Source organism: Micromonospora sp. WMMA2032 (assembly GCF_002688545.1).
Lineage (GTDB): Bacteria > Actinomycetota > Actinomycetes > Mycobacteriales > Micromonosporaceae > Micromonospora > Micromonospora sediminicola.
On sequence record NZ_CP024052.1, the window covers coordinates 4,713,431 to 4,727,024 of the forward strand.

Consider the following 13,594-nt stretch of genomic DNA (forward strand, 5'->3'; position numbering starts at 1 on the left):
CCGTTACGGTCGGAGCCATGTCCGACGCGGAACTGACCGTCACGGTGGACGGCCCGGTGGCGACCGTGGTGATACGCAACCCGGCCCGCCGCAACGCCATGACCCCGGCCATGTGGCGACAGCTCCCGGTGCTGCTCGACGGCCTGGAGGCCGACCCGGCGGTCCGGGTGCTGGTGCTCACCGGAGCGGGTGGCACGTTCTGCGCCGGCGCCGACCTCGGTGACCTGGACGAGCTGCTGGCCGCCGGTGACGGCAGCATCGCGGTGGCGGCCGAGGAACGGCTCGCCGCGTTCGGTCGCCCCACGGTGGCCGCGATCGAGGGCGCCTGCGTCGGTGGCGGGTGTCAGCTCGCCGTCGCCTGCGACCTGCGCCTGGCCGCGGCGGACGCCCGGTTCGGCGTACCACCGGCGCGGCTCGGCCTGGTCTACCCGGCGCCGACCACCCGCCGGCTGGCCGGGCTGGTCGGGCCGTCCGCGGCCAAGCACCTGCTCTTCACCGGCGAGCTGGTCGACGCCGAGCGGGCGCTGCGGATCGGCCTGGTCGACGAGGTGCTGCCGGCCGACGTGCTGGCCGATCGGGTCGCGGCGCTGACCACCACGATCGCCGAGCGCTCCCGGCTGACCGTGACCGCCGCCAAGGAGATCGTCGACGGGCGCGCCGACGCCGACCGGCTGGCCTGGTGGCACGCCCAGGTGCGGGACAGCGGCGAGGCCCGCGAGGGGGTGTCGGCGATCAACGAGCGCCGGCCCCCGCGCTTCGGCTGGACCCCGCCGGCCGCCCGCTGACCGCCGTTTGACCGACACCCCCCGACGGGTACGTCCCGACCGTCGAACGGGGGCCATCATGGACAGTGATCCGGAGCGTCGGGAGATCCAGCGGAAGCGGCGCCGGTTCCGCCTGCTGCTGGTCGGCACGGTGCTGGCGTTCGCGCTGGTGTCGCTGCTGGTCGGGTTGACGGCGGGCGGCGCGTTCCCGGGCAGTTGGCTGGAACGCGGCGACCCGCCCGGCTGGATGGAGGTGACCGGCGGGGTCCTGGCGGTGCTGGGCCTGGTGCTCGAGATCGTCGGGCTGGTCGGTCTGGTTCGCAGCGGCAGCTACCGGGCCGACCGGGAGTCCCGCCTGTGGGCGGTGAGCTTCCGCCGCCGCCGCGAGCTGGCCCGGGCGGTTCGGCGCGGCGCGGTGGACTCGCCGGACGACCTCCCGTGGCTGCGGACCGCCGCCGCGCAGATGGTCCGGCAGCGGAGGCAGATCCCCATCATCGGTGGGCTGGTGACGCTGAACCTCGGCCAACTGCTGCTCAGCCTCGCCCCGATGTGGTTCCTCCTGTTCGGCTTCACCACCGTGATGTTCGCGTTCGCCTGCTGGCAGATCCTCCGGGACGCGCCCCGGGCCGAGGCGTTCCTGCGGGAACACCCGGGCGATCCGGCAGTCACCGCGCCGACCGGCTCCCGCTGACCCGGACCAGCAACTCGTCCACCGACCACTGGTCGGAGGCGTGCTCACCGTGCTTCACCGCGAGCACCCGGCCGTCGGGGGCGATCAGGAAGTCGGCCGGCAGCCCCAGCCGACCGCCGTGCGGGGTGCGCGACGGCAGCCGCTCCCGGCCGCGCAGGACGTGCCAGGTGCCACTCGCCACGGCGCGCAGGATCGGCAGCCAGGCGCGCGGGTCGAGCAGAGCCCGCCGCGCGGACTCCACGCCGAACTCCCGGTAGAGCCGCCGGTCGGGATCGGCCACCACGGCGAACGGCAGGTCGGCGACGTGTTCCCGCAGTTCGTCGGCGGGGGAGTGGAAGAGCACCACCTCACGGACGCCGGCCGCCTCGATCTCGGCGTGCCGGCGGACGATCGAGCGCAGGTGGAGATTGCAGACCGGGCAGCCGGCGAACCGCCGGAACTGGAGGTGGACCAGGCGGTCCGGATCCGGCAGGGCGACCTCGGCGCCGGTGACGCTGGTCAGGTGGCGGGGGGTGACGACGTCCATGCGTGCTCCCGTTGTAGGCGTACAACGTACTCCTACAACCGTAGGCGTATCTTGTACGCTGTCAAGGCCATGCCCCGTCCCCGTTCCCTGACCCCCGCCCAGCTCGCCGACGCGGCGCTCGCGGTGCTCGACCGGGACGGCCTCCCCGGCCTCACCATGCGGGCGGTCGGCGCGCGGCTCGGCACCAGCACGATGGCCCTCTACCGCTACGTCGCCGACCGCGACGAACTGGAGGCGCTGGTCGTCGAGCGGGTCCTCGACGGGGTGGACATGCGCCCGCCGCTCGACGTGCCGTGGCCGGACGGCATCCGGGAACTGGTCGACCGGGTGCGCGCCGCGGTCGGCGCCCACCCGGCCGTGGTGCCGCTGCTCCCCGCGCACCGGCACCGCTCGCCCGGGATCCTGCGCTGGGGCGAGGCGGCGCTCGCCGTCCTGACCCGGGGCGGCTTCGCCGGCACCCGGCGGGTGGTCGCGTTCCGCGCCCTGCTCGCGTACGTGGTCGGGGCGATCCAGATGGAGCACCTCGGCGCGCTGGGCGGCCCCGGCACGGCGGTCATCGCCGCGCTGCCCCGCGACGAGTTCCCGCTGCTGGCCGAGACCGCACGCGCGGCCGGTGCGGTCGGCCCGGACGACGAGTTCGGCGGCGGACTCGACCTGCTGCTCGACGGACTCGCCCGGCAGCTCGACGGCTGACTGCCGTCACCGCCCGGGTCCGGCGACCGGGACGGTTGGTGCCGGCGGGCGCCGCGCCGGGGAAGGTCCCCGACACCGCCCCCTGTGCCCGCCGGCCGTCCGTCACCGCGCCAGCGCGGCCCAGCTCGGCGTCACCGGCTCCCGCCGCAGCGGCATGCCCGCCTCGGCCGGGGTCCGGTCACCCTTGCGCTGGTTGCAGCCGTAGCAGGCGGCGGTGGTGTTCCCCCAGGTGTTCCGGCCACCGCGCGAGCGGGGCAGGATGTGGTCGATCGTGCTGGCCGGGCCGTCGCAGTAGGCGCACCGCCGGCCGTCGCGGCACAGCACCCCGGCCCGGGACCAGGCCGGACCGGAGGTGAACCGCCAGCGGGTCACCACGTACCGGACGAGGCGGACCACCCGCGGCAGCGGGAAGACGCCGATCACCCGGTCCGGCTCGGACTCGTGGATCTCGGCGACCCGGCGGCAGAGCATCCGGATCGCGTGCTTGACGGTGACCCGGTGCAGCGGGCCGAGGTCGGCGTTGATGACGAGGACGGCGTCCACCGGGCTCTCCCTTCACGATCGGTGGTACGGCGACGAAAAAGCCGCCCGGTCCACGGGGACCGGGCGGCGACGACACGAACGCGCGGCGCGCGTCAGTCGGACCTTCCGGGCCGTGGGCCTCCCGCCCGGCAGCCGTCGCTGAGCAGCCACGACGTCATCGTGGTGGCGGGTCGTAGCGACATCGACGGCTCCTGGAGCGGCGGTTGACCTTGCGCGTTCACGGTAGGTCCACACCGGAGAGGCGGGCAACGCATTTCGATCTCACCCGCGCCTCAGCGACGGGCCAGCAGACCACGCGGGCGGATCGAACGGACCGGCTCGGCCGCCGCCCCCTCGGCGCGCAGGATGTGGTTGGCGGCGATGATCCCGGTCGCCGCCGAGCGCTCCATCAGCGCGCTCGGGAACTCGGTGCGGATCCCGTCGCCGGCCAGGTAGAGACCCGGCGCGTCGGTGCGTACGCCGGGCCGCCCGGCGTGGCTGCCCGGGGTGAACGCCGGGGCCTGCGCCTCGACCCGGGCGCGCAGCTCGCGTACCCGCAGGTCGGCCACCTCCGGCCAGAGCGTGGTCAGCTCCCGCAACATCCGCGCGGCCAGCTCGTCGGCCGGCACGTCCGGCTCGCAGGCGTACGCGTGCAGCTCCAGCACCGAGCCGCCGGTGCGTTCCGCCCAGCGGCGCGGCTCGGACTCCAGCCGGTGGTATAGCGTCACCGAGTCCAGGGTGGGCTGCCGGGAGACCCCGCTGAACACCGCCCGCTCCGGGCGCACGTCCCCGTCCATCCAGTAGCGCGCCACGGCGTACGGGGGACCGGGCCGACCGAACGCGGGCATCCGCGCCACCAGCTCGGGCGCCGCCACGGCCAGGCCGGGGGAGGCGTCGACCAGCGCGGCCAGGGCGGGCGGGTCGACCGCCAGCACCACGTGCGCGGCCTCCCAGACGTCGCCGTCGGCGCCGGCCACCCGCCAACCCTCCGGCGTACGGTCCAGCCGGGCGGCCGGAGCGCCGGTGAGCACCCGGCCGCCGTGCTTCTCCACGTGCCGGGTCAACGGCTCCCAGATCGCCGTCGCGTAGTCCTCGTCCGGGCAGTCGAAGGCCAGCCCCTCCGGGTTGCCGAGCAGGTAGAAGTGGAACTGGGCGATCATCTCGGCGGCGGACATCTCCGCCTCGTGGTTGAAGAACGAGTGCGAGAAGACCTCGAAGAGCATCGCCCGGGCGCGGTCCGGCAGCCGCAGCGAGCTGAGCAGCTCGTCGGCGGTCCGCTCGTCGAACTCGGCGTAGGTGCGCACCGGATCGTAGGTGAGCAGCGGCAGCGCGGCGTCGCGGTCCATCGACCGCAGGTCCGCCAGCCGCAGACTCGGGCTGCGCAGCAGCAGCGCCAGCAGGTTGGCCGGCGGGGCCGGCGGGAGCTTGCCGAACTCCTCGGTCGGCCACTGGGCGGACAGGATCGGATAGCCCGGAATCGGCTTGAGGAAACCCAGCGCCGGATCGACCCGGCGCAGGATCGAGCGCCAGTTCCAGTACTGCCGGAAGAAGGCGTGGAAGCCGTGCTCGTTGCGCTGGACGCCGTCCGGCAGCTCCTCCGGCCAGGCGCCGAGCCGGCCGCCGAGGTGCGGCGCGGCCTCCAGCACGGTCACCTCCACCCCGCGCTCGGCCAGCACCACCGCCGCCGACATGCCGGCGATGCCGCCGCCCACCACCAGCGCCGACACCGGTCGCGGCACGCGCGGGGCGCCACCGCCGCCCGGGTCCACCAGGTGCTCCCGTACGCCGATGAGGCGACCTACCACTTGCGACAGACCCACGGGCATCCTCCAGTCGGCGGTCCCCCAGTCTGCCTGAGGTGAAAGGAAGGGACCCCTTTTAACGCATACGGATGTGCGGGGCCCCCTTTTAACGCCCCGCGCCCCGCGCCCCGCGCCCCGCGCCTCGCGCCGCGCCCCGCGCCCCCGCCCCGCGGGCGCGGGTAGGTGTTAAGAAGGGGCCCTTCCTCTACCGGAGGCGTTAACAAGGGGCCCTTCCTTTCACGGCAGGCAGCGGCGGGGGCGGTCGGAGGGGGGCCAGACGTACTCCAGGTCGGGAGAGACGTCGGTGAACAGCGGGGCGTAGTGGGCGGGGTCCTTGCGCAGCAGCGACGAGCGGTGGCTGCGGTGCAGGTCGTCCCGGCCCAGCCAGGGCGGCAGCTCGCCGGTCGAGGCCAGCTCGGCCTGGGTCCGGATCACCGCGATGCCGCAGGCGGCGGCGAGGTCGGTGGCGAGCGTGGCGGCGCAGGTGTCCGCCCGGCCCGGCTCGCACCACACCGCGCACATGTCCAGCCCGTAGCGGGTCAGGGCCTCCTCGTACCCGGCCCACATCTTCACCGCGGGATGGTTGCGCCAGCCGTAGTCCGGGCGGGTCAGGCCGCGCAGCACCTGGATGGTCTCCACGCGCTGCTTGCCCAGCCGCTTCTGGTCCAGGGCCCGGGCGCTGGCCAGGAAGTCCGGATACGGCAGGAACGTCTGCATGCCGGTGCTCTACCCGTACCCGGCGACGCCATGCGTTCATGATCGAGGGGGCTGCGCCCACCGCGAGCGGCTGACTACGATCCGGGCATGGCCGAGCCCCTGCGCGACCGCGCGCGCCGCGCGACCGGCTGGCGGCTCCGGATGAACGGTGACGAACGACCCCACTTCGTGGTCTGCGGTTCCGACCCGCTGGCCTACTGGGTGGTCCGCGCCCTGCTCGCCACGGACGGGGCCCACGGCCAGGTGCGGGTCACGCTGGTGGTGCCGGAGCGCCGCCGCTCCGAGGGCCCGGACGGGCGGGACGTGCCCGGGGTCCGGGTGGTGCGGGCCGACCGGCTCGACGAGGCCACGTTCCGCCGGGCCGGGCTGGCCGACGCGGCCGGGCTGGCCCTGCTGCACCAGGACGACGTGGGCAACATGCACGCCGCGCTCTGCGCCCAGGAGGTCGAGCCCCGGCTGCGCCTGGTGGTCCGGATGTTCAACACCAACCTGGCCGACGGGCTGCGGCAGCTCTTTCCCGACTCGGCGGTGCTCTCCGACGCCTCGATGGCCGCCCCCGCGTTCGTCGCCGCCGCGCTGGGCGAGCTGGCCCCGACCCACTTCCGGCACGCCGGCCGCACGCTCTACGTGGCCCGCCGCGCCGACGTACGCCCGCAGGACGTGGTCTGCGGCCTGGCCGTCACCGGTGATCCGGAGCTGGTCCGGGTGCTTCCCGCCGACGAGGCGGCGGCCGACGTGGTGCTCGCCGAGGCGACCGGCCAGCCGCCCGGCACCGAGTTGGCCGCGCGGCGGCTGGTCCGGGCCCGGCGGCGCCGGCAGCCGGTCGAGGTGCTGCTCCGCGCGGTCCGCAGCTTCGCCACCCGCAAGATCGGCATCGCGGTGCTGGTGCTGCTCGGGGTGATCGCGGTGCTCGGCTGGCTCAATGCCCGGGCCGCCGACGTCAGTTGGAGCGAGGCGCTCTATCTCACCCTGGTCACCACGCTCAGCGGCCAGGACCCGGACGTCAACAAACCGGTCGCCGCCCAGATCATGCAGGTGGTGCTCAACCTGGCCGGGCTGGCGCTGATCCCGCTGATCACGGCCGCCGTGGTCGACGGCATCGTGAACGCCCGGCTGGCCCTGCACGCCGGCCGGATCCAACCCGACCGGTCCGGCCACGTGGTCGTGGTCGGGTTGGGCAACATCGGCACCCGGGTGATGGCGCAGCTGCACGACTTCGGGGTCGAGGTGGTGGCCATCGACCGGAACGCGGAGGCGCGCGGCGCCGCGCTTGCGCACCGGCTGGGGGTGCCGTTGATCGTCGGCGACGCCGGTCGGGAGGAGACGTTGCGCTCCGCCTCGGTGGACACCTGCCAGGCGCTGGTGGTGGTCTCGACCGACGACGGGACGAACCTGCGTGCCGCGTTGATCGCCCGTTCGCTCGACCCCGACCTGCGGGTGGTGCTGCGGCTGTTCGACGGCGACTTCGCCGAGCGGATCCAGCAGGCGTTCGGCATCGGCATCTCGCGCAGCGTGTCCTACCTGGCCGCGCCGTCGTTCGCGGCGGCCCTGCTGGACCGCGCGGTGATCGCCACCATCCCGGTCGACCGGCACGCGCTGCTGGTCACCGAGGTGCCGGTGGTGGCGGGTTCCCCGTTGGACGGGCGACCGCTCGGCACGGTGGCCCGCCCGGGCGAGGTGCGCCTGCTGGCGCACACCCGCGTCGGCCAGAAGGCCGACTGGTCGGTCGACCCGCGCATGGTGCTGCAGGCCGGCGACCGGTTGACCGTGGTGGCCCGGCGGGCCGGGCTGACCGCCCTGCTCCGGGAGACCACACCCGCGCCACCGCCCGCGCCGACCGGGCCACCAGCGCCCCGCGAGGCGGCGGAGTGAGCCTGGTCAGCGGTGGCGGAGGGCGTACCAGGCGGCGCCGAGGGCGAGCACGCCGAAGCCGGCGAGCACGCTCGGCAGCGGCAGGTTGACCGCGAGCAGCAGGCAGCCCACCAGTCCCAGGGCCGCGAGCGCCCGCACCGGCAGCTTCCGCGCCGGGTCCCGCCCCAGCGTCAGCGCCGCCGCGTTGGTGATCGCGTAGTAGACCAGCACGGTGCAGCTGGAGAAGCCGATCGCGCCCCGCACGTCGCCGAGCGCCACCACGACGATCACCACGGCGGCCACGGCCAGTTCGGCGCGGTGCGGCACCCGGTGGCGCGGGTGCACCGCCGCCAGGGTCGCCGGCAGGTCGTGGCGGCGGGCCATCGCCAGCGTGGTGCGGCCGACGCCGGCCAGCAGGGAGAGCAGCACCCCGGTCACCGCGACGGCCGCCCCCGCCCGGACCAGCCAGGCCAGCCCGGGGCGACCCGCTGCCGACACCACCTCGACCAGCGGCGCGGAGGCGGCGGCCAGCCGGTCGGTGCCCAGCACGCCGAGCGCGACCACGGCCAGCGTCAGGTAGACGGCCAGCACCGCGCCGAGCGCGAGCGGCACGGCGCGCGGGATCGTGCGCTCCGGATCGCGTACCTCCTCTCCCAGCGTGGCGATCCGCGCATAGCCGGCGAAGGCGAAGAAGAGCAGGCCGGCGGCGGTGAGCACGCCGCGTGCCCCGATGTCGCCGCCGTCGGTGAGCCGGTCGACGGCGACCTGCGGCGCGCCGGTCACCGCCACCACGGCGAGCACGGTGAGCACCACGCCGACCAGGACCCGGGTGGCGGTCGCGGTCCTGCCGACGCCGCGCAGGTTCACCGCGGTCACCGCCACCACCGTGAGGACCGCGACGAGCCGGGCCCGCCCCGGCCACAGGTACGCCCCCACGGTCAGCGCCATGGCCGCGCAGCTCGCCGTCTTGCCGACCACGAATCCCCACCCGGCGACGAAGCCGGCGAACGGGTGCAGTCGTTCCCGGCCGTAGACGTAGGTGCCGCCGGACTCCGGGTATCTGGCGGCGAGCCGGGCCGAGCTGGTGGCGTTGCAGAACGCGATGAAGCCGGCCAGCGCCAGCGCCACCAGCAGCCCGGCGCCGCCGGCCGCCGACGCGGCGGGCGCGAAGACCACGAAGACGCCCGCGCCGAGCATCGACCCCAACCCGATGACGACCGCGTCGGGTACGCCGAGTCGTCGTGCCAGCCGTTCCACATCCGCAGCCTAGGGGTGGGACGTGAACGGCCGGTGCCGCCGGCGTGGTCCGCCGGCGGCACCGGTCCCGGTTCAGCAGGGCCCGTTGTCGGTCCAGACGCCCTGGCTGTCGGCCCCCGGGACGTCACCCTGGGTCCACCACCGCGCGGTCCACCGGTGCCCGCCGTGGGACACCACCGCACCGCCGGAGTACGCGGTGCCGGCGGCCCAGGCCGGGGCCGTGCACGTCCCACCCGTGGACGTCGGGGAGGCGGTGGGCGTCGGGGAGCCGGCGCAGGCGCCCTGGTCGGCCCAGACCGCCGCGCTGCCCGGCGTCTCGCCCTGGGTCCACCACTTCGCGCTCCAGGTGTGCCCGGCGTACGAGACGGTCGCGCCGCCGGAGTACGCGGTGGCCGCCGACCACGCCGGGGCGGTGCAGGTGCCGCCGCCGGGCGGGGTGGAGCCGCTCGGGCTCGGCGACGGGGTGACGACCGCGCCGCCGCGCGCCCAGTCGCCGGTCAGCGCGTACGTCTGGCCGCCGAAGGTGAGCGTGAGGTTGGCCGGGCCGGAGATCGGGAGTTGGTAGTTCAACGTCACCTCGGCGTACGCGCCGGGCGCGATGGCGGCCGGCACGGTGAGGCGTACCCGGTTGTGGTCGCCCTTGAGGCCGCCCACGTTGCTGCCGGTGTGGCCGGTGGAGACCGTGGTGAGCGCCCAGCCGGACTGCTGGCTGAGCGTGGCCGGGGTGGTGGTGGGGTAGTCGAACTCCAGCTGCGCCCCGGCCGGGATCGGCGCGCCGGTGTTGTTGGTCAGCCGCAGCTCCGGGTTGATCGGGTAGTTGTTGTCGCCGAGCGCGAAGCCGCCCATGCCGACCGCCACGTCGAGCGTCTTCGTGGGCATGGTGGTGCCGGCCTTGCGGGCGCCGTACGCGGGCGCGGCCTTGAACCGGTCGTAGAGCAGCGTGGTGAGCGTGTCGCCCATGCCGTACTGGCCCTTGGCGGAGTCGTAGGCGTAGTCGCCGGCGAGTTCCCAGATCATCACGCCGCCGACGCCCTTGGCCGTGACCCAGTCGGCCTTGGCGGCGAGCGACTGGTCGTCCTCGGTGGAGAGGAAGACCTTCTTCTCGGCGTTCCACAGCCAGGGCGCGACCAGCGCCGACGAGTAGTTCCGGGCGTAGCTGCCGCTGATCCGGTCGGCCGGGTCGGTGGCCGGGGTGAGCCCGTACGCGGTCAGGTAGTCGCCGGTGATGCCCTGCTGGAGGTTCTTCGCGTGCCACATCGGGTTGGCGCCGGCGGGCACCTCGTCGCCGGCGGCGTCGAGGTCGTGCCAGAGGTTGTCGATGCCGACCGCGCCGTTGCCGCAGGGGATGGTGGAGCCGATCGAGCCGCCGGTGCCGGCCGGGCACTTCGTCTGGTCGGGCAGCGCCGCCCGCCCCCACAGGCCGTTGGTGCCGCCGGTGACGCCCTGCCAGCCCCGGGTGTAGTAGGGCACGCCGATGTTGACCCGGCCGCTGGGCAGCGCGCCCCGGAAGTAGTGGTAGGCCCAGTCGGTGTTGAGGTAGCCGATCCCGGAGTACGCGCCGTAGACGCCGCCGGAGGCCAGCTCGGCGTCGTCACCGTTGTCGTAGAGCGCCGCGTTCGGCCCGACGAAGTGGTTCCACGCGCCGTGCAGGTCGTAGGACATGACGTTGACGTAGTCGAGGTACTGCAACGCCTGGTAGGACTCCATGCCGCGCAGCAGCCACCCGGACGCGGGCGCGGCCACGGTGAGCAGGTAGTGCTTGCCGTCGGCGGCGGCGGCCCGGTCGAGCTTCTCCCGCAGCGTGCGCATCAGCACCTGGTACGACGCGTTGAGCCCGGCCCGCTTGGCGTCGGCCTGGGCGAAGTCGAGCGGGTTGCCGGCCTTGTTGTTGGAGGTCGGGTACTCGTAGTCGATGTCCACGCCGTCGATGCCGTAGGTGCGCAGGAACGTGACCACCGAGTCGGCGAACGTGTTGATGCCGGCGGTGTTGACCGTGTTCGTGCCGGTGGTGGTCATCCGGTAGAAGCCGCCGGAGTCCACCCGGTTGCCGTTGTCGTCGATGAAGCCGCCGGTCTCGGCCCAGCCGCCGACGCTGATCAGGGTGCGGACGTTCGGGTGCTGCTTCTTGTACTTGTTCAGCAGGTTGAAGTGCCCCGTGTAGGGCAGGCTCGGGTCCATCTCGGCGCCGGCCACGCCGGGCCAGGTCATGTTCGTGGCCGGGTTGTCCGGGGCGGCCGGGTTGCCGACGGAGATCCGGTTGTTCGCGTCGACGTGGGCGAACGCGTAGTTGATGTGGGTGATCTTCTGCCACGGGATCTGGTTCACCAGGTAGGCGGGTGCGCCGTTGCGGCCGGTGCGCCAGCTGGTGAAGTAGCCGATGATCCGGCGCGGGTGGTCGGCGCCCATCTTCTCCCGGCCCGCGGTGTCGTAGACGGTGCAGTAGGGCACCGCGACCCCGGGCGTGCGGTAGAGCCCGTCGGGCCGGCAGGCCTCGTCGTCGACGACGGCCGACCGCGCGTCCGGGGCGACGGCGACCGCCAGGGCCGCGGTCAGCAGACCGGCGGCGCCCGCCGACAGCCAGCGGCTGATTCGTCTCACCAGCACGTGCACCTCCTACATTTAACAAACTTAACTGTTAAGGTTGCTAAATGTATACCGGCGTCGATCCGTCGGGACAAGAGGCGGGAAGGTCAGCGCAGCTGGTCGGTCGGCCGGGCCCACGGGCCGAGCCGCCCGGGCAGCGGCAGGTCGTCCCACGGCACCCGGTGCAGCAGCCGGTCCAGCAGCAGCCCGAGCAGCAGCCCGGCGACCGAGTCGGTGAACCAGTGCCAGCCCAGGTAGACGGTGGTGCAGAAGACCACCGCCGGGGGGACGACCCGGACCACGGTGACCAGCCGGGGTCCGACGGCCCGGCCGACCGAACGCAGCAACGGGGCCAGCAGCAGGGCGAGCACGCCGTACCAGACGATCGCGTTGGCCACGTGCCCCGACGGGTACGACTGCGCGAACCGCACCGGCAGGTCGTGCTGGAACAGCGGCAGCGTCTGCTCGGCCGGCAGGAACGGCTCCTTCACCGAGGCGCTCGGCGCCGGGCGGGCCGTCCACACCTTCAGCGGGCCGATCGTGAAGAAGGTCAGCACGAACGCGGTCACCGGCGGCAGCACCGGCCGTACCGAGCGCAGCCGCAGCGCGAGCAGCACACCGAGCCCGGCCGCCAGCAGCGTCAGCGGGGTGCCCTGGCCGAGCAGGTTGAGCGCCATCGCCACCCAGCGGGCGGCCGTCGGGCGGTGCGCGGCGGCCCAGTCGGCGACCGCCCGGTCGAGCCCGAGGAGATGGTCGGTGGCGAGCGCCACGGTCAGCGTCACCAGGGCCGCGAGCAGCAGCCCGTCGAACCACCACCCGGCCGGTCGGACCGGTCGCAGCCGCAGGTCGCGGCGTACCCCTGAGGTCTGGCGCACGCGACCACGCTACCGGCCGACCGCGTCGACCCGATCGGTGGCTGTGTGCCGAGCCACGAAGGGAAGCGCGGCGCGGGGGTCACCGGTCACACTGGTTGCCGTGCGGATCACCTCGGCCCTCGTCGACCCGGCGCTGCTCGACCTCCCCTGGTCGACCCCGCTGGAGCAGTGGCCTGCCGAGCACCTGGTGGCGCTGCCCCAGGGCATCTCCCGGCACATCGTGCGGTTCGTCCGGCTCGGCGGCTACGTCTACGCGGTGAAGGAGACCGGCGAGCGGGTCGCCGAACGCGAGTACGACCTGCTGCGGGCGCTGGAGCGGATCGACTTCCCGTCGGTCGAGGCGATCGCCATCGTGGCCGACCGGCAGACCGACGACGGCGAGCCGCTCGACCCGGTGCTGATCACCCGGCACCTCCAGTTCTCCCTGCCCTACCGCGCGCTGTTCTCCAACACGCTGCGGCCGGAGACGATGAACCGGCTGCTCGACGCGCTGGCCGCGCTGATCGTCCGGATGCACCTGACCGGCTTCTTCTGGGGCGACTGCTCGCTGTCGAACACGCTGTTCCGGCGCGACGCCGGCGCGTTCGCCGCCTACCTGGTGGACGCCGAGACCGGCGCGCTGCACCCCTCGCTCTCCAACGGCCAGCGCGGCGAGGACCTGGAGATCGCCCGGGTCAACATCTTCGGCGAGGCGCTCGACCTGCAGGCCGCCGGCCTGCTGCACGAGTCGATCGACCCCGAGCTGGTGTGCGAGGAGGTCGTGCGGCGCTACGAGCGGCTCTGGCACGAGATCACCTACGAGCAGCAGGTCGAACGCGCCGCCCGGCACGACATCGAGGGCCGCATCCGGCGCCTCAACGAGCTGGGCTTCGACGTCGCCGAGGTGGCCATGTCGACCGTCGACAACGGGCGCTACCTGGTGCGACCCAAGGTGGTCGACGCCGGCTACCACACCCGACGGCTGCTGCGGCTCACCGGCCTGGACGCCGAGGAGAACCAGGCCCGCAAGCTGCTCAACGACCTGGACGCCTACCGGGTGGAGAGCGACCTCACCGACGAGCAGCAGGCGGCGCACCGCTGGCTCACCGAGGTCTTCGAGCCGGTGGTCCGGGCCGTGCCCGCCCACCTGCGGCGCAAGCTGGAGCCACAGGAGCTGTTCGCGCAGATCATCGAGCACAAGTGGCTGCTCTCCGAGCAGGCCGGTCGGGACGTCGGGATGCGCCGGGCCGTGCAGTCCTACCTGGCCGACGTGTTGGTGCACCGCCCGGACGAGCAGGCCGTGCTCGGCGTCGAGGTCCCCACCGCCTGACGGC

12 protein-coding genes are annotated in these 13,594 nt (G+C 74.1%); 5 read left to right on the forward strand and 7 right to left on the reverse strand.

All coding sequences use genetic code 11. From position 1 onward, the window contains the following. The first annotated feature begins 17 nt into the window (after positions 1–17). Both CO540_RS21815 and CO540_RS21820 read left to right on the forward strand, forming a co-directional pair. Entirely contained in the window at positions 18–785 is a 768-nt protein-coding gene (locus tag CO540_RS21815) for an enoyl-CoA hydratase/isomerase family protein (protein WP_099163452.1), read from the forward strand. 58 nt (positions 786–843) lie between these two features. Continuing rightward, complete coding sequence (locus tag CO540_RS21820; protein ID WP_099163453.1) at positions 844–1,455, forward strand: hypothetical protein; 612 nt, start codon at positions 844–846, stop codon at positions 1,453–1,455. On the opposite strand, the gene CO540_RS21825 is transcribed toward CO540_RS21820, so the two are convergent. Beyond that, positions 1,430–1,981, reverse strand: a complete 552-nt coding sequence (locus tag CO540_RS21825) for a peroxiredoxin-like family protein (RefSeq protein WP_099163454.1) — start codon at positions 1,979–1,981, stop codon at positions 1,430–1,432. The two genes, CO540_RS21820 and CO540_RS21825, sit on opposite strands and share 26 nt — an antisense overlap. Positions 1,982–2,050: 69 nt before the next feature. Here CO540_RS21825 and CO540_RS21830 point away from each other — a divergent pair, with 69 nt between their 5' ends. Further along, positions 2,051–2,674, forward strand: coding sequence for a TetR/AcrR family transcriptional regulator (locus tag CO540_RS21830; RefSeq protein ID WP_172967904.1), 624 nt, complete (start codon positions 2,051–2,053; stop codon positions 2,672–2,674). A 102-nt stretch (positions 2,675–2,776) separates the two neighbouring features. Here the strand turns inward: CO540_RS21830 and CO540_RS21835 are convergent, their stop codons facing one another. The 3 genes from CO540_RS21835 to CO540_RS21845 all read right to left on the reverse strand — a co-directional run bounded on the left by CO540_RS21835 (position 2,777) and on the right by CO540_RS21845 (position 5,715). Next, on the reverse strand, positions 2,777–3,217 hold the full coding sequence (locus CO540_RS21835; RefSeq protein ID WP_091569006.1) for an HNH endonuclease: 441 nt from the start codon (positions 3,215–3,217) through the stop codon (positions 2,777–2,779). Positions 3,218–3,489: 272 nt separating this feature from the next. Continuing rightward, positions 3,490–5,016 (reverse strand): FAD-dependent oxidoreductase, encoded by a 1,527-nt coding sequence (locus tag CO540_RS21840; RefSeq protein ID WP_099163456.1) that lies wholly within the window; start codon positions 5,014–5,016, stop codon positions 3,490–3,492. Between the two features lie 219 nt (positions 5,017–5,235). Beyond that, on the reverse strand, positions 5,236–5,715 hold the full coding sequence (locus tag CO540_RS21845) for an MSMEG_6728 family protein (protein WP_099163457.1): 480 nt from the start codon (positions 5,713–5,715) through the stop codon (positions 5,236–5,238). A gap of 87 nt (positions 5,716–5,802) precedes the next feature. Here CO540_RS21845 and CO540_RS21850 point away from each other — a divergent pair, with 87 nt between their 5' ends. After that, positions 5,803–7,587, forward strand: coding sequence for a TrkA family potassium uptake protein (locus CO540_RS21850; RefSeq protein ID WP_371682238.1), 1,785 nt, complete (start codon positions 5,803–5,805; stop codon positions 7,585–7,587). Between the two features lie 6 nt (positions 7,588–7,593). On the opposite strand, the gene CO540_RS21855 is transcribed toward CO540_RS21850, so the two are convergent. From CO540_RS21855 to CO540_RS21865, 3 genes are all read right to left on the reverse strand, one after another. Beyond that, positions 7,594–8,823, reverse strand: a complete 1,230-nt coding sequence (locus CO540_RS21855) for an APC family permease (RefSeq protein ID WP_099163458.1) — start codon at positions 8,821–8,823, stop codon at positions 7,594–7,596. Between the two features lie 72 nt (positions 8,824–8,895). Then, positions 8,896–11,427 (reverse strand): chitinase C-terminal domain-containing protein, encoded by a 2,532-nt coding sequence (locus tag CO540_RS21860; protein ID WP_099164891.1) that lies wholly within the window; start codon positions 11,425–11,427, stop codon positions 8,896–8,898. 86 nt (positions 11,428–11,513) lie between these two features. Further along, the gene (locus CO540_RS21865) at positions 11,514–12,251 is read right to left on the reverse strand and encodes a phosphatase PAP2 family protein (protein ID WP_172968060.1); all 738 of its coding nucleotides are present in this window, start codon (positions 12,249–12,251) and stop codon (positions 11,514–11,516) included. A 130-nt stretch (positions 12,252–12,381) separates the two neighbouring features. Here CO540_RS21865 and CO540_RS21870 point away from each other — a divergent pair, with 130 nt between their 5' ends. After that, positions 12,382–13,590: a DUF4032 domain-containing protein gene (locus CO540_RS21870; RefSeq protein ID WP_091569017.1), complete on the forward strand. Its 1,209-nt coding sequence runs from the start codon at positions 12,382–12,384 to the stop codon at positions 13,588–13,590. The last annotated feature ends 4 nt before the right edge of the window (positions 13,591–13,594 follow it).